Raw genomic sequence first — 21,426 nt, forward strand, 5'->3', positions numbered from 1 at the left:
CGCACATCCCTCCCGTGTTCCCCCGGCACGGGCGGCCCTCCTCGCGCTTCGGGAGTGACCCTTGGCCACGGCTGACACCGCACCCGCAGACCCGCACACACCACCCGCGCAACCGGGCACCCGGTCCGCGCAGACACTCGCTCCCCCCACCCAGCCACGGACCCGGCCCACGGAGACGCGCACCCCGCCGACCCAGCCGCGTAAGACACCCACCAAGGCCCCGGCGCCGCCCGCACAGCCGCGTACCTCACCGGCGGAGGCCCGTACCGCACCGGCCGAGGACCCCGTCCCCTCGGCACAGACGTCCGCGCCTCCCGCCAGAGCGCGCATTCCGGGCCCCAAAGCAGCCGTGCCCGCCTCCCCGGAGGCGCACCCCACCACCCTCATCGGCTCCGTACAGCGGGCGATGCGGCTGCTGGAGGCCGTCGCCGCTCGGGAACACGGGGCGCCCGCCAAGCAGTTGGCCCGCGATGCCGGGCTCGCGCTGCCCACGGCCTACCACCTGCTGCGCACGCTGACGCACGAGGGCTATCTGAGCCGGGACAAGGGCATGTTCTTCCTCGGTGAGGCAGCCGAGCGGCTGGGCAGCAGCGGGGCCCAGCAGAAACGTCGCAGCATGGTGAGAGACACCCTCGCGCACTGGCGCGACGCCCTCGGCGCGCCCGTGTACTACGCGGTCTACCGCCAGGGCGAGATCGAGGTCCAGTGCGTCGCGGACACCCCGGGCAACCCGGCGGTGGAGGAGTGGGCCGACTTCCGCGAGACCGGGCACGCCCATGCGATCGGGCAGTGCCTGCTGTCCCAGCTCGGCGAGGAGGCCCGCCGCGACCACCTCGACCGCTATCCGGTGCGATCGATCACCCCGTACACGGTGCGTGACGATCACACCCTGCTACGGCGCCTGGAACGGCTCGGGCGGATGGAACCGGTCCTCGAGCGGCAGGAGTACGCCCTGGGGACGGTCTGTGCCGCGATTCCCGTCACCGCCGGGACGACCGCCGCGACGATCGCCATCTCCCTGCCCCTCCACCAGGCCGACCGACTGCTGCCCGCGGCACGGCAGTTGCAGGACGAGATCGGAAAGCTACTAGGGACACTCGCCATCTCTATCAGCATCTGAAAAATCACTCCTTGTGATCTCTCGTGTACTTTCAGCAAGATTTCAGCAGTGTCAGGGAGATGATTCCCGGCCAGTCGACGTCTGGATGACGAGGTAGGCGGATGCGCGAGTCGGTACAGGCAGAGGTCATGATGAGCTTCCTCGTGTCGGAGGAGCTCTCCTTCCGTATCCCGGTGGAGCTGCGGTACGAGACCTGCGATCCCTATGCCGTACGACTGACCTTCCACCTGCCCGGCGATGTCCCGGTAACCTGGGCCTTCGGGCGGGAGCTGCTGATCGACGGCGTGGGCCGGCCGTGCGGGGACGGTGATGTGCACATCGCGCCGGCCGATCCAGAGGCGTTTGGCGATGTGCTGATCCGGCTTCAGGTGGGCGGCGACCAGGCGCTGTTCCGGGCCGGGACCGCGCCGCTCGTGGCCTTTCTCGACCGTACGGACAAGCTGGTGCCGCTCGGCCAGGAGTGCGCCCTCGCCGACTTCGACGCGCACCTCGACGAGGCTCTGGACCGCATCCTCACGGAGGAACAGAGCGCGGGCTGAGCCGTACGACGCCGAGGGCGCCGTAACGCTTCTGCGCGCCTCTGGGTGGCGTCAGCGCTTGCGGCGGCGGCCCCTTCCGGCGCGGGCCGGAGCCGTCGGGGCCGTTGCCGCGGGGCTGCCGGGACGGTCCGCGGAGACGACCAGTGCGGCCAGGGCCGTGGTCACGGGGACCGAGGCGACCAGGCCGATCGAACCGACGAGCGTACGGACGATCTCCTCGGCGACCAACTCGCTGTTGGCGACCGTGCCGACGCTGCTCTGCGCGATCGAGAAGAGCAGCAGCAGCGGCAGCGCGGCACCCGCGTAGGCGAGGACGAGGGTGTTGACGACCGAGGCGATGTGGTCGCGGCCGATGCGGATGCCCGCCCGGTACAGACCACGCCAGCCCATCGTCGGATTGGCCTCGTGCAGCTCCCAGACCGCCGACGTCTGCGTCACCGTCACGTCGTCGAGCACACCGAGCGAACCGATGATGACGCCCGCGAGCAGCAGACCACTCATGTCGATCGACGGGTACAGGCCGTGGATCAGGCCGGTGTTGTCGTCCGTATTGCCGGTCAGGGCCGCCCAGCCGATGAACATCGAGCCCAGGACGCCGATCAGCAGCAGCGAGATCAGCGTGCCGAGCACCGCCACCGACGTACGAGCCGAGAGGCCGTGGCACGCGTAGAGCGCGATCAGCATGATGGCGCTCGCTCCGACCACCGCCACGACCAGCGGATTCGAGCCCTGCAGGATCGCGGGCAGGATGAAGACGGTCAGCAGCACAAAGCTCGCGGCCAGCGAGATCAGCGCCATGACACCGCGCATCCGGCCCACCGCCACGACGGCGAGCGCGAAGACCCCGGCGAGCAGGGCCATCGGGAACTTCCGGTTCACATCGGTGACCGAGTACTGCAGGTCCTCGGGTGCCGAGGGCTCGTACGCGACCACGACCTTCTGACCCTGGTTCAGCTGCCGCGACTGGTCGGGCTGGATGATCTCCGTGAACGTACGGCCCTTGTCGTCGCCGGTGTCGACCCGGATCGTCGCCCTCTTGCAGGTGCCGTTCGCCTGCTGCTGGGCGGAGGACCCCTCGGCGGTGGACGTGTCGCCGGTCGGAGGGACACCCGAGGCGTTGACCGCCGAACAGTCCAGCTCCTCGATCTTGGTGACCGTGGCCTGCTGCGTCTGCCGGTCGAAGCCCACGCCGGTGCGCTCGTGGGGCGGGGCGCCACCGGGCCAGAGCACGACGAGGCCCACGACGACCGCAGTGGCGAAGGGGATCAGCACCGCGGCGATGACCTTGCGCAGATGCTGGGAGACGGGAGCGGCAGGGCCATGGCTGTGACTGTGGGAGTGGCCGTGACCGCCACCGGGCGACGGGCCGTTGCCGTGACCGTCGCCGGAGTCGTGTCCATGGCTGTTCCCCGAGCCGTGGCCGTGCCCGTCACCAGGGCCGTGGCCACCTCCGGCGCCGTGTCCATGGCCGCTTCCGGGACCGTGGCCGGGCGGCGGCTCGGGGGGCGGGTACGGGGGCTGTTGCGTCGTGGTCACCGACCGATCATCGCAAGAACGAAGGGGGCCCACTGTTCAGCGCGCCCGATTAGACGCTAGCGTGAGAGGGCCTTTTGCACACGCGGGAGCTCGGAGCACCGGGCTGAGAGGGCGCTGACCTCCGCAGATGCGATGTTTCACGTGGAACATCGCTCGACGGAAAAAAGCTGCGTCGACCGCCGAACCTGTTACCGGGTAATGCCGGCGTAGGGAGTAGGTCTCATGACCAACAAGGACGTACGCACGCCTGCCTCCAGCGAGACGGACGGGGCACCGGCCCCTTCCCCGAACGGTGAGGCCGGGAAGCCCATCGGCTGGCACAAAGCGTATGTCGAGGGCTCACGCCCCGACCTACGGGTGCCGGTCCGTCAGGTGCACCTCACCAACGGGCAGGCGGTCACCCTGTACGACACCTCCGGCCCGTACACCGATCCGACCGTCGACACCGATGTACGCAGGGGCCTGGCGCCGCTGCGTGAGAACTGGATCATCGCCCGCGGCGACACCGAGGAGTACACGGGCCGCCCCGTCCGCCCCGAGGACGACGGGATCAAGCACACCTCACCCCGCGGCGGCCTGCGCAACCTCGATGCCGTGTTCCCGGGGCGGCCGCGCCAGCCGCGCCGCAGCCGGGACGGCGAGGCCGTGACCCAGCTCGCGTACGCGCGACGCGGGGAGATCACGCCCGAGATGGAGTTCGTGGCCGTCCGGGAGAACGTCTCGCCCGAGGTCGTCCGTGAGGAGATCGCGGCGGGGCGGGCCGTGCTGCCCGCCAATGTGAACCATCCGGAGATCGAGCCGATGATCATCGGCAAGCGGTTCCTGGTGAAGGTCAACGCCAACATCGGCAATTCCGCGGTCACTTCCTCCATCGAGGAGGAGGTCGAGAAGATGACCTGGGCGACCCGCTGGGGCGCCGATACGGTCATGGACCTGTCCACCGGACGCAACATCCACACCACGCGCGAATGGGTGCTGCGCAACTCCCCCGTCCCCATCGGCACGGTGCCCCTCTACCAAGCCCTCGAGAAGGTCGACGGCAAGGCGGAGGAGCTGACCTGGGAGATCTACAAGGACACGGTCATCGAGCAGGCCGAGCAGGGCGTGGACTACATGACCGTGCACGCCGGCGTGCGCCTGCCGTATGTGCCGCTCACCGCGAACCGCAAGACCGGCATCGTCTCGCGTGGCGGGTCGATCATGGCGGCCTGGTGCCTGGCGCACCACAAGGAGAGCTTCCTGTACGAGAACTTCGAGGAACTCTGCGAGATCCTCGCCGCGTACGACGTCACGTACTCGCTCGGCGACGGCCTGCGGCCCGGCTCCATCGCCGACGCCAACGACGAGGCGCAGTTCGCGGAATTGCGGACGCTCGGGGAACTCAACCGGATCGCGAAGCGTTTCCACGTACAGACCATGATCGAAGGCCCGGGACATGTCCCGATGCACAAGATCAAAGAGAACATCGACCTTCAGCAGGAGATCTGTGATGGGGCTCCGTTCTATACGCTCGGCCCGCTGACCACGGACGTCGCGCCGGCGTACGACCACATCACCTCAGGCATAGGCGCCGCGATGATCGCGTGGTGGGGCACGGCCATGCTCTGCTACGTCACGCCCAAGGAACACTTGGGCCTGCCCAATCGTGACGACGTCAAGACCGGCGTCATCACCTACAAGATCGCGGCCCATGCGGCGGACATCGCCAAGGGACACCCGGGCGCACAGGAGTGGGACGACGCGTTGTCGGACGCCCGCTTCGAGTTCCGCTGGGAGGACCAGTTCAACCTGGCCCTCGACCCCGACACCGCCCGTGAGTTCCACGACGAGACACTCCCCGCCGAGCCCGCCAAGACGGCCCACTTCTGCTCGATGTGCGGCCCGAAGTTCTGCTCGATGAAGATCTCCCAGGACATCCGCCGCGAACACGGAGGCTCCCGGAGCGAGATCGAGGAGGGCATGGCCCAGAAGTCCAAGGAGTTCGCGGACGCCGGAAACCGGGTGTATCTGCCGATCGCGGACTGACCGGGGCCAAGGACCGGGGGACACGCGGAAGTCCCGGCCCGCGCGGACAGTGGAGGAGTGGGCGTGGGTCGAGCTTCGGCAGGGTGTCAGGGCCGACGGGCTGCTTCCGGACGCTGCGTTCTGACGGGGGCTTCGGCCGGTTGGTTGCCGTGGGTCGTCCGTGCGGCCGCGTCGGCCGGGGTGGCCGCCGAGAGGGTCCGGAGTGGCCCTCCGGGACGGCGGCCCCGTCCCCGGCGCGCTACTCCGGCTGGTGCTCCGGTCCTCCGTAGTCCGGACTGGAGTAGTCCGGGCTGGAGAAGCTGGGGCGGGTGCCCGTGGTGGAGCCGCCGTCCGGGCTGCTGAAGCCCGGACGGTTGTAGCCGAGGTTCGGCATCCGGTTGGTCGGCTGGGGGGTGATGGTGCCGCCCAGTGCGGCCGAGCCCGGGTCGGCGAGGGCCTCGCGGAGGAACGGCAGGATGCCGCGCTCCAGCAGGGCTTCGCGCCAGGCGTCCCTGGCCTGGGCCACCTCCTCGCTCAGCTCGCTGCGCGCCGCGTCGTCCGCGGTGACGGTGCCGTTGCGCAGGGCGGTGAGCAGAAGGCCGACCGCGGCCACCAGGATCGCGACCGCGGTGATCGCGCCGAACACCCATCCGGTGGTAACCAGAGTCTGGGCGATCGCCGGCTCGGGGGTCAGCATCTTCAGGGCCCAACCCACGAGCAGGAAGATCGCCGAGGCGGTTCCGGCGAGGACGGGTGCCAGTACCGCCACGATGGCGACGGCACCCGCGCCCGCGGTCTCGGCGACCTCCCCCATGGTGGTCGCGAGCCCCACCGTGGCCCCGCCCGGCTCCGTGGAACCGGATGCGGAGCCCTCACGGGCGAGCGGGGTGGACGGCGCCGGCTGGCGCAGTTCCTCGCGGACCTTCACGTAGTGCTGGTACTCGGTCGCCGCGGCCGTGGTGATGAACGCGGTGGCGTCGAGTGCCATGGTGCGCAGTTGTTCGGGGTTGAGCCGCTGACCGACAGCGGCGAGTTCCGGGCGGTGTGGTGCGGAGCGCAGCGCCTCACTGAGGATCCGCTCGTATTCCTGGCGGTCCTCGCTCAGCAGGTGCTGCGGAACGCTGTTCATGTGCATCCCCCGATGCTCCGTAGGGCTTGGGGCTCGGCATGCTGACGAGCCGTCGGGCAGAAACGGAGGGGAGCCTGCTACGGATAAGCCGATGGTAGAGCGACGACGGCACACGGTGACAGGGGGTTTCCAGAAATGGCCCCTGGCCAGCACGGTCCTTCGACGTTTCCTCCGCGGGGGACGCCTGCCCGGTGAACGCTCAGCTACCCGGGGGCAACTGCTGGACCAGTAGTTTTCCGGCCATGGTCACTCCACCGTCCATGGCGATGGCCAGTCCGTCGGCATAGACGTGCGGCCCCTCGACCACGGGGCCCGTGCTGTCCTCGCCGTCCTCCGAGCCGACCTCGCCCAGAAGATACGGAATGGGGCTGTGACCATGGACGATGCGCGTACCGCCGTAGATCTCCAGCAGGGACCGTACGGCGTCGGCGCCGCCTTCGTCGCGGAAGGAGAAGCGCTTGGTGAACTTGCGGAAGAGGTCCCAGCACTCGTCCGCGTCGTTGCGTGTGAGCGTCTCGCGGACCGTGTCGTTGACGGCCTCGATGGAGTCGCCGTAGTCGCGATAGGCGGTGGTGTCGGAGTGCACCAGGAGGTAGTCGTCGATCAGTTCCATGGCGTCGAGGCGGGCCATCCACTGCAAGTGGTGGTCCTGGAGGCGCTCCATGTCGGTCTTCTGACCGCCGTTGAGCAGCCAGGCCGCCTGGAAGGTGGCCGTTCCCGCGCCGGAGTTGACGGGGGTGTCGCCGAACCGCTTGGCGCCGAGGAGCAGCAGCTCGTGGTTGCCCATGAGCGCCTTGCAGTAGCCGCCGGCCGCGGCCGCCTCGGCCGACAGCCGCATCACCAGGTCGATGACGCCGATGCCGTCCGGGCCGCGGTCGGTGAAGTCGCCCAGGAACCACAGACGGGCGGTGCCCGCCGACCAGTTGCCCGCGGCGTCGATGAGGCCCTTCTCCTGGAGCGCGGCGACCAGCTCGTCGAGGTAGCCGTGGACGTCCCCGACGACGTACAGGGGGCCGGGGCCGACGTCCTGCGCCGCGGCCGCCACGGACTCGGGGTCGACGCTGACCTGGAGCGTGTCACCCCTATTGATGACGGGCAGATCGCGCTCCGTGGGTGTGTACCCCTCCGGGTAGCCCTCCGTCTCCGTGACGGACCGGGCGACCTCACCGGGGTGTGTGCTGTGGGCATAAGGACCGGCCTCGGGGACGTACGCGGGCACGCGGAAGTCGCGCACCGTCGGCGTTCGCACCTCGGGTCCCTGACCGGCCCCCTGAGTCATCGACCCCTCCACCACCATCGCGCCGCATCTGCACCGCATCGGACTGCCTGGTCGCAGCGGCCCGCGGTGTCGTCCGCCCATCATAGGAATGCGGATCGCGCCATGTGATGACCCAGGGGTGGTGAAATGGCGCAGGGCCTCAGTTCACCACGGTTTTCTCCCGAATTGGGCGGGGCTTTCCCCGCCCTTTCCTTCTCGGAGGTCAGCCCGCTTCGGGTGACCGGGGCGGGCTGACCGTCGTACGCGGTGGACGTCGCTCGGACGAGGTCCGCACGATCAGCTCCGTCGGTATCACCTGCTCGACCGGTTGGTCCGATTCGACCCCCTCGATGGCGTCGATGAGGAGCTGGACCACCGCCGTGCCGATCCGGCGCGGCTTCAGGGAGAGCGTGGTGACGGGCGGTTCGGTGTTGGCGTACACGGTGGACTCGCTGCAGCAGACGAGGAGCAGGTCGTCCGGCACGCGCATACCGTATCGCCGCGCCGCGGCCAGCAGGTCGGTGCCGTTGGGGTCGAACAGACCGTAGACGGCGTCCGGGCGGTCGGGCCGGGCGAGCAGCCGGTCGGCGGCGACGGCTCCCGCGCAGGGATCGTGCGCCGGATAGGCCTCGTACACCGGATCCTGGCCCACTCGCTCGCACCAGCGCAGGTACGCGGTCGTGGAGAGATGGGTGTACGTGTCCGTCGTGGTCCCCGTGAGGAGGCCGATCCGGCGGGCGCCCGCGTCGGCCAGGTGGTCGAGGATGCCCATGACCGCGGCCTCGTGGTCGTTGTCGACCCATGCGGTGACCGGCAGTGAGCCGGCCGGGCGGCCGTCGGAGACCACCGGTAATCCCTGCCGGACCAGTTCGCTGACCACCGGGTCATGGTCGGACGGGTCGATGACGACTGTGCCGTCCAGGGCGACGTTCGACCACACGTCGTGGCGCGAGGTCGCCGGGAGGATGACCAGGGCGTAGCCCCGGGCGAGCGCGGCCGAGGTGGCGGCGCGCGCCATCTCGGCGAAGTACGCGAACTCGGTGAAGGTGAAAGGTTCATCCCCGTATGTGGTCACGGTCAGCCCGATGAGGCCGGACTTTCCCGTGCGGAGGGTTCGGGCCGCGGCCGACGGGCGGTAGCCCAGCCGGTCGGCGACCTCGCGGACATGGCGTCGGGTGGCGTCCGGGAGCCGACCCTTGCCGTTGAGGGCGTCGGAGACGGTCGTGATGGAGACCCCGGCGGCGGCGGCCACGTCTCTGATGCCTGCCCGGCCCGGCCGACTGCCTCGACGAGAGGTTTCCGCGCGGCTCACCTGGTGCTTCCCTGCTGCTGTCATGGCGAGCCGATAGTAGGGCTCATGCGGTGGGGTAGTGCGGACGCATATGCACTCGTTGACAGGCACGTTTCTGCATGATCAATAAGAGTTAAATGCCTTGGAATGTAAGGGAGTTGAGCGATCCAATATCAAGACGTGGCTTGTCGGCGCGCATAGGCCTGCCAAGTGGGTCATGTTTCGAAGAGGTCTCAACTCACCTGCACGGGGGATGCGCGCCACGGCGTGAGCCACCGGCGCGCGCTCTCGCGGACGGTGCGCCCCCATGCCGTACGCCTTCGTGCGGCGATGACCTCGGCATTCGTACGGTGATGCCCCTGATGTCCGTGTGACGGGTGAGGTTGGACCAGGTTGTCCACAGGCCGTTCGCAGGGACGCCGAATCCTCATACAGTGAGGATCATTAAGTGTCGACGAGGAGGACTGCGGTGAGCGAGACGAGCCCCAAGCTGCGTGCCGAGCTGGAGGGAATCCCCACCTACAAGCCCGGCAAGCCCGCCGCGGCCGGGGGCCCCGTGGCGTACAAGCTGTCCTCCAACGAGAACCCCTATCCGCCGCTGCCCGGCGTGCTGGAGAGCGTGACCGCGTCGGCCGCGTCCTTCAACCGGTACCCGGACATGGCGTGCACGGGGCTGATGAACGAGCTGTCGGACCGATTCGGGGTGCCGGTCACCCATCTGTCCACCGGGACGGGCTCGGTCGGCGTTGCCCAGCAGCTGCTCCAGGCCACCTCCGGCCCGGGCGACGAGGTCATCTACGCCTGGCGCTCCTTCGAGGCGTATCCGATCATCACCCAGATCAGCGGCGCGACCTCCGTGCGAGTGCCGCTGACTCCGGGTGATGTGCACGACCTGGACGCGATGGCGGACGCGATCACCGACCGGACGCGGCTGATCTTCGTCTGCAACCCGAACAACCCGACGGGCACGGTTGTGCGCCGTGCCGAGCTGGAGCGGTTCCTCGACCGGGTCCCCGCCGACGTACTGGTGGTGCTGGACGAGGCGTACCGGGAGTTCATCCGCGACCCCCAGGTCCCCGACGGCGTCGAGCTCTACCGCGAGCGGCCCAACGTCTGTGTGCTGCGCACCTTTTCCAAGGCGTACGGCCTCGCCGGGCTCCGCGTGGGCTTCGCGATCGCCCACGAGCCCGTGGCGGCCGCCCTGCGCAAGACGGCGGTGCCGTTCGGTGTGAGCCAGCTCGCCCAGGACGCGGCCGTCGCCTCCCTGCGCGCCGAGGACGAGCTCCTCGGCCGCGTCGGCTCCCTGGTCGCGGAGCGCACGCGCGTTGTCGACGGCCTGCGCGGCCAAGGCTGGACCGTCCCCGAGACGCAGGCCAACTTCGTCTGGCTGCGCCTGGGCGACCGCACGGTCGATTTCGCGGCCATGTGCGAGCGGGCCGGTGTCGTCGTCCGGCCCTTCACGGGCGAGGGCGTGCGCGTGACGATCGGGGAGCCCGAGGGCAACGACATCTTCCTGAAGGTGACGGAGGACTTCCGCAAGGAGTTCTAGCGTCGCTGATCGGCTCAGTGATCCGGGGGCCTGCCCTTGCGGACCGGTCGGGCCCCGGGGCGCTGCCCCCGGGGCCTCCGCGTCTCTCGAACGACGGTGCTGACATGCCCCTTCGCGCCATGGGTCCATCGGTCCACTTCTAGGGACCCCCCACCCCTCATGCCTCGAACGGTCATGCGTCATAATTGCTTGTGAATGTGAACGCGTTCACAAGCCTGTCCCGATTGCTCCCTTGATGAGTGTGACAAACGGGGCAAACTGCCGCCTTGACCACGGCACGTAAGGAGAAGACGTGGACATCGCTTTGGCACCGGAGACTCTGGCGCGATGGCAGTTCGGCATCACCACCGTCTACCACTTTCTCTTCGTCCCGCTGACGATCTCGCTCGCCGCCCTCACCGCCGGCCTGCAGACCGCGTGGGTGCGCACGGAGAAGGAGAAGTACCTCAGGGCCACCAAGTTCTGGGGCAAGCTCTTCCTCATCAACATCGCGATGGGGGTCGTCACCGGCATCGTGCAGGAGTTCCAGTTCGGCATGAACTGGTCCGACTACTCGCGCTTCGTGGGTGACGTCTTCGGTGCCCCGCTCGCCTTCGAGGCCCTGATCGCCTTCTTCTTCGAGTCCACCTTCATCGGCCTGTGGATCTTCGGCTGGGACAAGCTGCCGAAGAGGATTCACCTGGCCTGCATGTGGATGGTCTCGATCGGCACGATCCTGTCGGCGTACTTCATCCTCGCGGCCAACTCGTGGATGCAGCACCCCGTCGGCTACAAGATTAACGAGGAGAAGGGCCGGGCCGAACTCACCGACTTCTGGCTGGTGCTGACCCAGAACACCGCGCTCGCCCAGGTCTTCCACACCATGTCCGCGGCCTTCCTCACCGGCGGCGCCTTCATGGTCGGCATCGCCGCCTTCCACCTGGTGCGCAGGAAGCACATCCCCGTGATGAAGACCTCGCTGCGGCTCGGTCTGGTCACCGTGGTCATCGGCGGCATGTTCACCGCGATCAGCGGCGATGTCCTCGGCAAGATCATGTACGAGCAGCAGCCGATGAAGATGGCCGCGGCCGAGGCCCTGTGGGACGGCGAGGAACCGGCCCCCTTCTCGATTTTCGCCGTCGGCGACGTCGACGAGGGCCACAACAAGGTCGCCATAGAGATCCCCGGGCTGCTGTCCTTCCTGGCCAAGGACGACTTCAGCTCGTACGTCCCCGGCATCAACGACGTCAACAAGGCCGAGCAGGAGAAGTACGGGCCCGGCGACTACCGGCCCAACATCCCCGTTGCCTACTGGGGCTTCCGCTGGATGATCGGCTTCGGCATGACGTCCTTCACCATCGGCCTGGTCGGACTCTGGCTCACGCGCAAGAAGTTCCTGCTGCCGCAGCACCTGAGGGTGGGCGACGACGAGGTGCCGCATCTCGTATTGCTGCCCAAGAAGGCCCTCGGCCCCAAGCTCACCACGTGGTACTGGCGCATCGCAATCCTGACCCTGGGCTTCCCGCTGATCGCCAACTCCTGGGGCTGGATCTTCACCGAGATGGGCCGCCAGCCGTGGGTTGTCTACGGCGTTCTGCAGACCCGCGCTGCGGTCTCCCCCGGCGTCTCCCAGGGCGAGGTCCTCACCTCGATGATCGTCTTCACCGCGCTCTACGCGATCCTCGCCGTCATCGAGGTCAAGCTGCTCGTGAAATACGTCAAGGCCGGACCGCCCGAGCTGACGGAGGCCGACCTCAACCCGCCCACGAAGATCGGCGGCGACGTGCATGACGCCGACAAGCCGATGGCCTTCTCGTACTAGGCCAAGGGAGCCGCACAGTCATGGAACTTCACGACGTCTGGTTCGTCCTCATCGCGGTCCTGTGGATCGGCTACTTCTTCCTGGAGGGGTTCGACTTCGGGGTCGGTGTCCTTACGAAGCTGCTGGCCCGGAACCGCGCCGAGAAGCGGGTTCTGATCAACACCATCGGGCCCGTCTGGGACGGCAACGAGGTGTGGTTGCTCACGGCGGGCGGCGCGACGTTCGCGGCCTTCCCGGAGTGGTACGCCACCCTGTTCTCCGGCTTCTACCTGCCGCTGCTGCTCATCCTGGTCTGCCTGATCGTCCGCGGTGTCGCCTTCGAGTACCGGGCGAAGCGGACCGAGGAGCACTGGCAGCGCAACTGGGAAACCGCGATCTTCTGGACCTCGCTGCTGCCCGCGTTCCTGTGGGGTGTGGCCTTCGCCAACATCGTGCGGGGCGTGAAGATCGACTCGGGTCTGGAGTACGTGGGCAGCTTCTGGGACCTGCTCAACCCGTACGCCCTCCTGGGCGGTCTGGTCACGCTGTCGCTGTTCACCTTCCACGGGACGGTGTTCGTCGGGCTCAAGACCGTCGGGGACATCCGGGAGCGGGCGCGGAAGTTCGCGCTGCAAGTGGGTCTGGTGACGGCCGCGTTGGCGCTCGTCTTCCTGCTCTGGACCCAGGCCGACAAGGGCGACGGCTGGTCCCTGGCCGCGATGGCCGTCGCCGTGGTGGCGCTTGTCGCGGCGCTGGGAGCGGCTCAGGCGGGCCGTGAGGGCTGGGCGTTCGCCCTGTCGGGGCTCACCATCGTGGCGGCCGTCGCGATGCTCTTCCTGACGCTCTTCCCGAACGTCATGCCGTCGTCGCTGAACGAGGACTGGAGCCTGACGGTCACCAACGCCTCGTCGAGCCCGTACACCCTGAAGATCATGACCTGGTGCGCGGCTGTCGCCACGCCGATCGTCCTGCTCTACCAGGGATGGACGTACTGGGTGTTCCGCAAGCGGATCGGTACGCAGCACATCGCGGATGTTGCGCACTGAGTTCGAAACCCAGGCCATGTTTCACGTGAAACAGCGTGTTTCACGTGAAACATGGCGACTTGACCCAAGGGTGTGTTTCACGTGAAACCGATCGACCCGCGTCTTCTCCGCCACGCCCGCGCCACACGCTTCTTCCTCATGGCGGTCGTCGGCCTGGGTGTCGTCGGAGCGGCGCTGGTCATCGCTCAGGCGATGCTGATCGCCGAGGTGGTGGTCGGGGCCTTCCAGCACGGGATGGCGGTCGCCGAACTGCGCACGTCGCTTCTGCTGTTGGTGGCGGTCGCGGTCGGTCGGGCGGTCGTCTCCTGGCTCACCGAACTCGCCGCACACCGGGCCGGCGCGGCGGTGAAGTCGGAGCTGCGGCTACGGCTGCTGGAACGGGCCACCGAGCTCGGGCCCGGCTGGCTGAGCGGACAGCGCACCGGCTCGCTGGTCACCCTCGCCACGCGTGGAGTCGACGCGCTCGACGACTACTTCTCGCGCTATCTGCCGCAGTTGGGGCTCGCGGTGACCGTGCCCGTGGCGGTGCTCGCGCGGGTTGTCACCGAGGACTGGGTGTCGGCGGCGATCATCGTCGGCACGCTGCCGCTGATCCCCGTCTTCATGATCCTCATCGGCTGGGCCACACGCTCGCACATGGACCGTCAGTGGCGGCTGCTGTCCCGGCTGTCGGGCCACTTCCTGGACGTCGTCGCCGGACTGCCGACGCTCAAGGTGTTCGGCCGGGCCAAGGCGCAGGCCGAGTCGATCAAGCGGATCACCGGCGAATACCGGCGGGCGACCATGCGGACGCTGCGGATCGCGTTCCTGTCGTCCTTCGCGCTGGAGCTGCTCGCCACGATCTCGGTCGCGCTCGTCGCGGTGACCATCGGCATGCGGCTCGTGCACGGCGAGATGGACCTGTATGTGGGGCTCGTGATTCTCGTCCTCGCGCCCGAGGCGTATCTGCCGCTGCGGCAGGTGGGTGCGCAGTTCCACGCGGCCGCCGAGGGGCTCGCGGCGGCCGAGGAGATCTTCGAGGTGCTGGAGACTCCCGTACCGGCCTCCGGAGTGCTGCCCGTGCCCGAGGGGGCGATCCGTTTCGAGGGCGTGACCGTCCGGTACCCCGGGCGGTCGGACGACGCCGTCGCGGATGCGTCCTTCATCGTCGGGACTGGGGAGACGGTGGCCCTCGTCGGGCCGAGCGGTGTGGGCAAGTCGACGCTGCTGAACGTTCTGTTGGGGTTCGTGGAGCCTGCGGCGGGACGCGTGTCGATCGGGGGAGCCGATCTCGCCTCGCTCGACCTGGCGGAGTGGCGCTCGCACGTCGCCTGGGTGCCGCAGCGGCCCCATCTGTACGCCGGGTCCATCGCCGAGAACGTACGGCTGGCCCGTCCCGACGCGGACGAGACGGCGGTACGGCGGGCGCTGGCCGACGCGGGCGCGCTGGAGTTCGTGGACACGCTCCCGGACGGGCTGCACACCCTTCTCGGCGAGGACGGCGCCGGACTCTCCGCCGGACAGCGCCAACGGCTCGCCCTCGCCCGGGCGTTCCTCGCGGACCGGCCCGTGCTGCTCCTCGACGAACCGACGGCCTCCCTGGACGGCGAGACCGAGGCGGAGGTCGTGGCGGCCGTACGGCGACTGGCGGTGGGGCGGACCGTGCTGCTCGTGGTGCACCGCCCGGCGCTGCTGGAGGTGGCGGACCGGGTGGTGCGGCTGGAGGCTGCCGAAGCCCCTGCCCCGGCGGCCGGTGCCCCACGGACCGAGCCCTTGAGCCGAGCCGTCGAGGTGACGGCAGCCGAGGTTGCGGCACACGCGCCTGCGGCACACGCCCAAGAACCGTCTCCGGCAAGGCACGGCAGCCCTCTCTCCCGCGTCCGCGCCATGGCCTCCCCCCGTCGTGGCCGTCTGGCGCTCGCGCTGCTGCTCGGCAGTCTCGCGCTCGGCAGTGCCGTGGGGCTGATGGCGACCTCCGGGTGGCTCATCTCGCGGGCTTCCCAGCAGCCGCCCGTGCTCTACCTGATGGTGGCCGTCACGGCGACCCGGGCGTTCGGGATCGGGCGGGCCGTGTTCCGGTACTCGGAGCGGCTGGTGTCGCACGACGCCGTGTTGCGGATGCTGGCCGACACCCGTGTCGCCGTCTTCCGGCGGCTGGAACGGCTGGCCCCGGCCGGGCTGCGGACGACCCGGCGAGGCGATCTGCTCTCACGGCTGGTCGGCGATGTGGACGCCCTGCAGGACTACTGGGTGCGGTGGCTGCTGCCCGCCGGGGCCGCGGTGGTCGTGTCGGCCGCCTCCGTCGGGTTCACCGCCTGGCTGCTGCCCGAGGCCGGGGCCGCCCTCGCCCTCGGACTGCTCACCGCCGGAGCCGGGGTCCCGCTCGTGACCGGAGCCGTGGCCAGGCGCGCCGAGCGCAGGCTCGCCCCCGCCCGGGGCGCCCTGGCCACCCGTGTGACCGATCTGCTCACCGGCACCGCCGAATTGACGGTCGTCGGCGCTCTGCCGACCCGTACCGCCGACGTACGGCGGGCCGACGGCACGCTCACCCGGATCGCGTCCCGGGCCGCCACCGCGACCGCGCTCGGCGACGGGCTCACCGCGCTCGTCTCCGGGCTCACCGTCACGGCCGCAGCCCTCGTGGGCGCACAGGCCGTCGCCGACGGACGGCTGAGCGGCGTGGCCATGGCCGTCGTCGTCCTCACCCCGCTGGCCGCCTTCGAGGCCGTCCTGGGGCTGCCGCTGGCCGTGCAGTTCCGCCAGCGGGTGCGCAAGAGCGCGGAGCGCGTGTACGAGGTGCTGGACGCACCCGACCCGGTACGTGAACCGGAGTGCCCGCGGCAGGCGCCGGTGTCGCCCTTCCCGCTGCGACTCGACAGGATCGGCGCTCGCCACGCGGGGCAGCACCGGAACGCGCTCGCCGGGCTCGACCTCACCCTGGACGAGGGCCGCAGAGTCGCCGTGGTCGGCCCGTCGGGGTCGGGCAAGACGACCCTCGCGCAGGTGCTGCTGCGGTTCCTGGACGCGCACGAGGGGACGTACACGCTGGGTGGCGTGGACGCGTACGCGCTCGACGGTGACGACGTACGGCGGCTCGTCGGGTTGTGCGCCCAGGACGCGCACCTCTTCGACAGCTCGGTGCGGGAGAACCTGCTGCTGGCGCGGAAGGGCGCGACCGAGGCGGAGCTGCGGGAAGCGCTCGCGCGGGCGCGGCTGCTCGACTGGGCCGAGGCGCTGCCCGACGGGCTCGACACCCTGATCGGGGAGCACGGGGCGCGGCTGTCCGGCGGCCAGCGCCAGCGACTCGCCCTCGCCCGCGCACTGCTCGCCGACTTCCCCGTCCTCGTCCTCGACGAGCCCGCCGAACACCTCGACCTGCCAACCGCCGACGCGCTCACCGCGGACCTGCTGGCCGCGACCGAGGGCCGTACGACGCTGCTGATCACCCATCGGCTGGCCGGGCTGGAGGCCGTGGACGAGGTGATCGTGCTGGCGGAGGGACAGGTGGCACAGCGGGGACCGTACGCGGAACTGGCCGCCGTGGACGGTCCGCTGCGGGCGATGGTGGAGCGTGAGACGGCGGGGGAGCTGCTGGTCGGGGCATGAGGCGTCACGCGTGAGGGCACCGACGCCGTCAACATCTGCCGGGCGACCCCCTGTTCGGCCCAGTCCCGTAAGCCATCCGTGGCGTTCAGTCCCCCAGCCGTACGACGTGAACAGGACGGGGCCCCGGGCAGGGGCCACGATCGCTGACATGCGCTTCACTCGCCGCCATCCGCTGCTCGTCCCGGTGCTGCTGTGCTCGCTCGCGGTGCTCGTGGCGCGGCCCACGGCGGCCGAGAGCGACGGCGGCGACACCGGAAGCCCGGGGAGCGCCGGTGCCTCCGGGCTCAGTGCCCAGGTGGCGCGGCTGTACGAGGACGCGGCCGTGGCCACGCAGCAGTACGAACTGGGGCGGCAGGAGGCCGACGAACAGCGGGCGAAGGCGGAGCGGTTCGAGGCACTCCTCGCGCGGGAGCGGCAGCAGATCGCCGTCCTGCACGCGGATCTCGGCCGGATCGCGCGCGCTCAGTACCGCGAGGGCGGCGGGCTGCCGTACACCGCGCAGATGTTGCTCGCGAACAACCCCGAGGAATTGATGCGTGGTCACCGGGCCGTGTGGCAGGCGGATCTGGCCGTCAACAACGCCGTCACCAAGAGCCGCCGCGCGGAAGCCAGGCTCGCCGCCGACGAGGCGAAAGCGGCGGCCGAGTGGCAGCGACTGGAGACTCGCAACGCCGAACTCGCCGAGCTGAAGCAGTCGATCGAGCAGAAACTCGAAGAGGCGCGATGGACGCTCCAGGGGCAGGCAGACGCGTCGGTCGCGGCGGGCGCCTGCCCGGGGGCCGTGCGGCTGGACCAGCCGGACACGGACCTCGTGAACGAGTGGGTCGCGCCCGTGGAGGCGTACGAACTCTCCGCGAGCTACGGCAGCGGCGGTGACCGCTGGGCGAGCCGGCACACCGGGCAGGACTTCGCGGTGCCCATCGGTACGCCGGTGCGGTCGGTCGGGGCGGGCCGTGTGGTGCGGGTGTCGTGCGGGGGTGCCTTCGGCATCGAGGTCGTGGTGCAGCACGCGGACGGCTACTACACGCAGTACGCGCACCTCGCCGCCGTCACCGTCGACCAGGGGGAACGGGTGGCCACCGGGCAGTGGATCGGGCAGTCGGGCACGACCGGCAACTCCACGGGGCCGCATCTGCACTTCGAGGCGCGGGTGACGCCGGAGCTGGGTTCGGGTATCGATCCGGTGCCGTGGCTGCTGAAGCGCGGAGTGCAGTTGTAACGGGCGTGATCCAGGCGCCCCTTACGCGCGCTCCGGCAGGGAGCCTTACCGCAACCGCTCCGCCAGCATCCGTTCGATCACCACCGCCACCCCGTCCTCGTTGTTCGCGACGGTCCGGCCGGAGGCTGCCGCGATCACGTCCGGGTGGGCGTTGCCCATCGCGTACGACTGGCCGGCCCAGGTGAGCATCTCGACGTCGTTCGGCATATCGCCGAAGGCGACGACCTCCTCGTGGGAGATGCCGCGTTCGGCACAGCACAGGGCGAGGGTGCTGGCCTTGGAGACGCCGGGGCCGCTGATCTCCAGCAGGGCGCTGGGGCTGGAGCGGGTGATGGTGGCGCGGTCGCCGACGGCCAGCCGGGCGGTGGTGAGGAAGGCGTCCGGGTCGATCTCGGGGTGGTACGCGAGGATCTTGAGCACGGGATCGCCGTCCGCGACCCCGCCGCGGGCCAGCAGTTTCTCGGCGGGCGCGAGGGTGTCGGGGACCTCCATGTGCAGCTTCGGGTAGTCCGGCTCCTGGTGGAAGCCGTACGCCTGCTCGACCGCGTACAGGGTCCCCGGCGCTGCCGCGCGCAGCAGTTGTACGGTGTCGAGCGCGTTCTCGCGGGCCAGCTCGCGGATCTTGACGAACCGGTGGGAGCCGGGGCCGCCGTGCAGATCGACCACGGCGGCACCGTTTCCGCAGATCGCCAGGCCGTGGCCGTGGACGTGGTCGCTGACGACGTCCATCCAGCGGGCCGGGCGGCCGGTGACGAAGAAGACCTCGATGCCCGCCTCCTCGGCGGCCGCGAGGGCGGCGACCGTGCGCTCGGACACCGACTGGTCGTCGCGCAGCAGGGTGCCGTCGAGATCCGTGGCGATCAGCCGCGGGGGAACGGTCGGGGCCGGGCTCTCGGGCTGTTTCGTCGCTGAGGTCACGCACCCCATTCTCCCGCACATGCGCGCACGGCCGTGCGAGAGCCCGCACGGGTGAGTGATGACGGTCCCGACCAGGGCCGTTGTGGCATCACGAGCCGTCGTGCTCAGTCCAGCTGTGCCGGTGCCTCCATGGCGATCCGCTCGAAGACCTTCTCGTCGGCCGCGAAGACCGAGTCGGGGATGGGCCAGTGGATGACGATGTCGGTGAAGCCCAGCTCGGCGTGGCGGCCGGCGAAGTCCACGAAGGCGTCGAGCGACTCCAGCGGGCGGCCGCGGTCCGGGGTGAATCCGGTGAGCAGGATCTTGTCGAGCCCGGCCGTGTCCCGGCCGATCGCGGCGCACATGTCGGCCAGCTTCTCGGCCTGCCCGCGAATGGCTTGAATCGACTGTTCAGGAGTGCCCGTCTCGTACAGCCGGGGGTCACCGGTGGTCACCCACGCCTGCCCGTACCGCGCGGCCAGCTTCAGCCCACGCGGCCCGGTGGCGGCCACCGCGAAGGGCAGTCGGGGGCGCTGGACGCAGCCCGGGATGTTGCGGGCCTCGTGCGCGGAGTAGTGGTCGCCCTCGTACGACACGGAGCTTTCGCTGAGCAGCCGGTCGAGCAGTGGGACGAACTCGGCGAACCGGTCGGCGCGCTCGCGCGGGGTCCACGGCTCCTGGCCGAGCGCGGTGGCGTCGAAGCCGGTGCCGCCGGCGCCGATGCCCAGGGTGATCCGGCCACCGGAGACGTCGTCGAGGGAGATCAGCTCCTTGGCGAGGGGCACCGGATGCCGGAAGTTCGGCGAGGTCACGAGGGTGCCCAGGCGCAGACGGTCGGTGGTGGCGGCCGCGGCGGTCAGCGTCGGCACGGCACCGAACCACGGGCCGTCCCTGAAGCTCCGCCACGACAGGTGGTCGTACGTGTACGCGGTGTGGAACCCGAGCTGCTCGGCCCGCTGCCACGTGGAGCGGCCGCCCTCGTGCCAGCGGACGTACGGCAGGATCGCGGTGCTCAGACGCAGACTCATGCATCGAGCGTAAGCGGAGTCCCGGAGTGCTCACGCACCCGTCGATGCGACTCCGGAAAGCGCAGGTGCTCCAGCGGTACGGCGAGACGCGTATCACGCACGCGATTTTGATCCGGATGTTTGATCCACAGCCAAGTGTGGTTATCCACAGGGGATTTGACGAACCTGTGGACAACTTCCCAACCCCTTTAGGGTATTTCATCAACTTTGTCAGATTTGGCATGATTTGCTGTAAGGGTGTCCAAGGTCCGTGCCTGCACCTCCCGTTCGGCTGCGGCCGCGACGAAGGCGGCGGCCTGCTCGGCACCAACCAGCCCCTCCACGGCCCGCATCGTGGACACCGGGAGGGCGACGGACTGCGTGTCACTCGCGCGAGGTGCGGGCTGCTCGGTGCCGAGGCGTTCACGCAGATGCTGGTTGGCCAACAGCCTCATCGCACGGGCCAGTTCGGCGTCCACCATCTGCCGGGCGAGGGGCCGCAGCCGTCGTACGAGCGTCGCCGCCTCGGTCGCGTCCGCGTCGGTCGGCGGATGGTGTCCGTCCAGGTAGCGCGCGAAGACGTGCTCGGTGGTGAACTCCAGGAAACGGGAGGCGATGTGCTCGACCCGGCCCCTCAACTCCCGCAGATGGCCGGAGAGCGCGGACAGCGGCACCCCGGCCTCGTGCAACTCCACGGCCACGGCCAGCTCTTGGGGGCTCGGCACCAGGAACAGGTCCTCCTCCCCGGGAACCGGCTCCAGCACGCCCAGCTCGACCGCGTCCGCCACCGCCGCGTCGTCCTGGACCCCGCCGAACCGCTCGACCAGTTCGGCCCGCGAGATCCGTGCGGCCTCCTCGTCGGTCCACGGCCCGTCGACCTCGGCGACCAGCCCGAGCACCCCGCCGAGGCCACGGCCCGCGTCCCAGGCCTCCAGGAGCTCCTTGATGGAGGCCAGGGTGTAGCCGCGGTCCAGCAGATCGGCGATCTGCCGCAGGCGGGCCAGGTGCGCGTCCGAGTACACGTTGGCCCGGCCCCGCCGCTCGGGGCGGGGGAGCAGCCCGCGGTCCTGATAGGCACGGATCGTCCGGACCGTGGCGCCGCTGCGGTGCGCCAGGTCCTCTATGCGGTACGCAGCACCAGCCGGTTCGTCGTTCACGGTCCTCCTGCCTGAGCTGTCATGGCGGTGCTGGCGCGGCGGTCACCCCGTCGCGGCCCGCACGATCACGCCTGCCGCCGTGCGTGCCGCGGGCGACTGTGCCAGGTACTCGACCGCCCTGCGCAACCGCCCCTCTTGCGAGGGGTGGTAGGCGCGCTGCGGATAGCGGGGTACGGCCGCGCCGAGCTCCTTCCAGGTGGGCAACAGGTCCTTGCACACGGCCTGGTTGTGCGTGGCGAGGACGGTAGGCGGGCGCCCGGCGAGCTTCGGGTCGTGCTCCCGACCGGGAGCCGTCGGTTGATGACGTGG

Annotated in this window: 15 protein-coding genes and 1 pseudogene; 8 read left to right on the forward strand and 8 right to left on the reverse strand. The window is 69.8% G+C overall.

The window, feature by feature from the left end; all coding sequences use genetic code 11:
* Window positions 1–349: 349 nt before the first annotated feature.
* Window positions 350–1,120, forward strand: coding sequence for an IclR family transcriptional regulator (locus tag ACWD3C_RS34725; protein WP_451150271.1), 771 nt, complete (start codon window positions 350–352; stop codon window positions 1,118–1,120).
* Between the two features lie 101 nt (window positions 1,121–1,221).
* Window positions 1,222–1,659 carry an SsgA family sporulation/cell division regulator gene (locus ACWD3C_RS34730; protein ID WP_451150215.1) on the forward strand — a complete coding sequence of 146 codons (438 nt, stop codon included), beginning with the start codon at window positions 1,222–1,224 and terminating at the stop codon, window positions 1,657–1,659.
* Window positions 1,660–1,710: 51 nt separating this feature from the next.
* Here the strand turns inward: ACWD3C_RS34730 and ACWD3C_RS34735 are convergent, their stop codons facing one another.
* On the reverse strand, window positions 1,711–3,195 hold the full coding sequence (locus ACWD3C_RS34735; RefSeq protein ID WP_451150217.1) for a YibE/F family protein: 1,485 nt from the start codon (window positions 3,193–3,195) through the stop codon (window positions 1,711–1,713).
* 222 nt (window positions 3,196–3,417) lie between these two features.
* On the opposite strand from ACWD3C_RS34735, the gene thiC reads away from it, so the two are divergent.
* On the forward strand, window positions 3,418–5,220 hold the full coding sequence (thiC, locus tag ACWD3C_RS34740) for a phosphomethylpyrimidine synthase ThiC (RefSeq protein WP_451150219.1): 1,803 nt from the start codon (window positions 3,418–3,420) through the stop codon (window positions 5,218–5,220).
* 238 nt (window positions 5,221–5,458) lie between these two features.
* On the opposite strand, the gene ACWD3C_RS34745 is transcribed toward thiC, so the two are convergent.
* The 3 genes from ACWD3C_RS34745 to ACWD3C_RS34755 form a co-directional block, all read right to left on the reverse strand.
* On the reverse strand, window positions 5,459–6,334 hold the full coding sequence (locus ACWD3C_RS34745; RefSeq protein WP_451150221.1) for a hypothetical protein: 876 nt from the start codon (window positions 6,332–6,334) through the stop codon (window positions 5,459–5,461).
* A 193-nt stretch (window positions 6,335–6,527) separates the two neighbouring features.
* Entirely contained in the window at window positions 6,528–7,622 is a 1,095-nt protein-coding gene (locus ACWD3C_RS34750) for a metallophosphoesterase family protein (RefSeq protein ID WP_451150273.1), read from the reverse strand.
* Window positions 7,623–7,809: 187 nt separating this feature from the next.
* Window positions 7,810–8,922 carry a LacI family DNA-binding transcriptional regulator gene (locus ACWD3C_RS34755; protein ID WP_451150223.1) on the reverse strand — a complete coding sequence of 371 codons (1,113 nt, stop codon included), beginning with the start codon at window positions 8,920–8,922 and terminating at the stop codon, window positions 7,810–7,812.
* Window positions 8,923–9,346: 424 nt separating this feature from the next.
* Here ACWD3C_RS34755 and hisC point away from each other — a divergent pair, with 424 nt between their 5' ends.
* The 5 genes from hisC (at window position 9,347) to ACWD3C_RS34780 (ending at window position 18,056) form a co-directional block, all read left to right on the forward strand.
* Complete coding sequence (gene hisC / locus ACWD3C_RS34760; protein ID WP_451150225.1) at window positions 9,347–10,426, forward strand: histidinol-phosphate transaminase; 1,080 nt, start codon at window positions 9,347–9,349, stop codon at window positions 10,424–10,426.
* 292 nt (window positions 10,427–10,718) lie between these two features.
* Complete coding sequence (locus tag ACWD3C_RS34765) at window positions 10,719–12,227, forward strand: cytochrome ubiquinol oxidase subunit I (protein ID WP_451150227.1); 1,509 nt, start codon at window positions 10,719–10,721, stop codon at window positions 12,225–12,227.
* Between the two features lie 20 nt (window positions 12,228–12,247).
* Window positions 12,248–13,252 carry a cytochrome d ubiquinol oxidase subunit II gene (cydB, locus tag ACWD3C_RS34770; protein ID WP_451150229.1) on the forward strand — a complete coding sequence of 335 codons (1,005 nt, stop codon included), beginning with the start codon at window positions 12,248–12,250 and terminating at the stop codon, window positions 13,250–13,252.
* Between the two features lie 81 nt (window positions 13,253–13,333).
* Entirely contained in the window at window positions 13,334–16,837 is a 3,504-nt protein-coding gene (cydD, locus tag ACWD3C_RS34775) for a thiol reductant ABC exporter subunit CydD (RefSeq protein WP_451150231.1), read from the forward strand.
* Between the two features lie 148 nt (window positions 16,838–16,985).
* Window positions 16,986–18,056, forward strand: a complete 1,071-nt coding sequence (locus ACWD3C_RS34780) for a peptidoglycan DD-metalloendopeptidase family protein (RefSeq protein ID WP_451150233.1) — start codon at window positions 16,986–16,988, stop codon at window positions 18,054–18,056.
* A 45-nt stretch (window positions 18,057–18,101) separates the two neighbouring features.
* On the opposite strand, the gene ACWD3C_RS34785 is transcribed toward ACWD3C_RS34780, so the two are convergent.
* The 4 genes and pseudogenes from ACWD3C_RS34785 to ACWD3C_RS34800 form a co-directional block, all read right to left on the reverse strand.
* A complete protein-coding gene (locus ACWD3C_RS34785; RefSeq protein ID WP_451150235.1) occupies window positions 18,102–18,974 on the reverse strand; it encodes an HAD family hydrolase in 873 nt (290 codons plus the stop codon).
* A 104-nt stretch (window positions 18,975–19,078) separates the two neighbouring features.
* Entirely contained in the window at window positions 19,079–19,981 is a 903-nt protein-coding gene (locus ACWD3C_RS34790) for an LLM class flavin-dependent oxidoreductase (protein ID WP_451150237.1), read from the reverse strand.
* Between the two features lie 188 nt (window positions 19,982–20,169).
* Window positions 20,170–21,117 (reverse strand): MerR family transcriptional regulator, encoded by a 948-nt coding sequence (locus ACWD3C_RS34795; RefSeq protein WP_451150239.1) that lies wholly within the window; start codon window positions 21,115–21,117, stop codon window positions 20,170–20,172.
* Window positions 21,118–21,159: 42 nt separating this feature from the next.
* Window positions 21,160–21,393 (reverse strand): annotated as a pseudogene (locus tag ACWD3C_RS34800) (metal-dependent hydrolase); the annotation flags it as partial.
* Between the last annotated feature and the right edge of the window lie 33 nt (window positions 21,394–21,426).

The organism is Streptomyces sp. NPDC002845, from assembly GCF_053591955.1.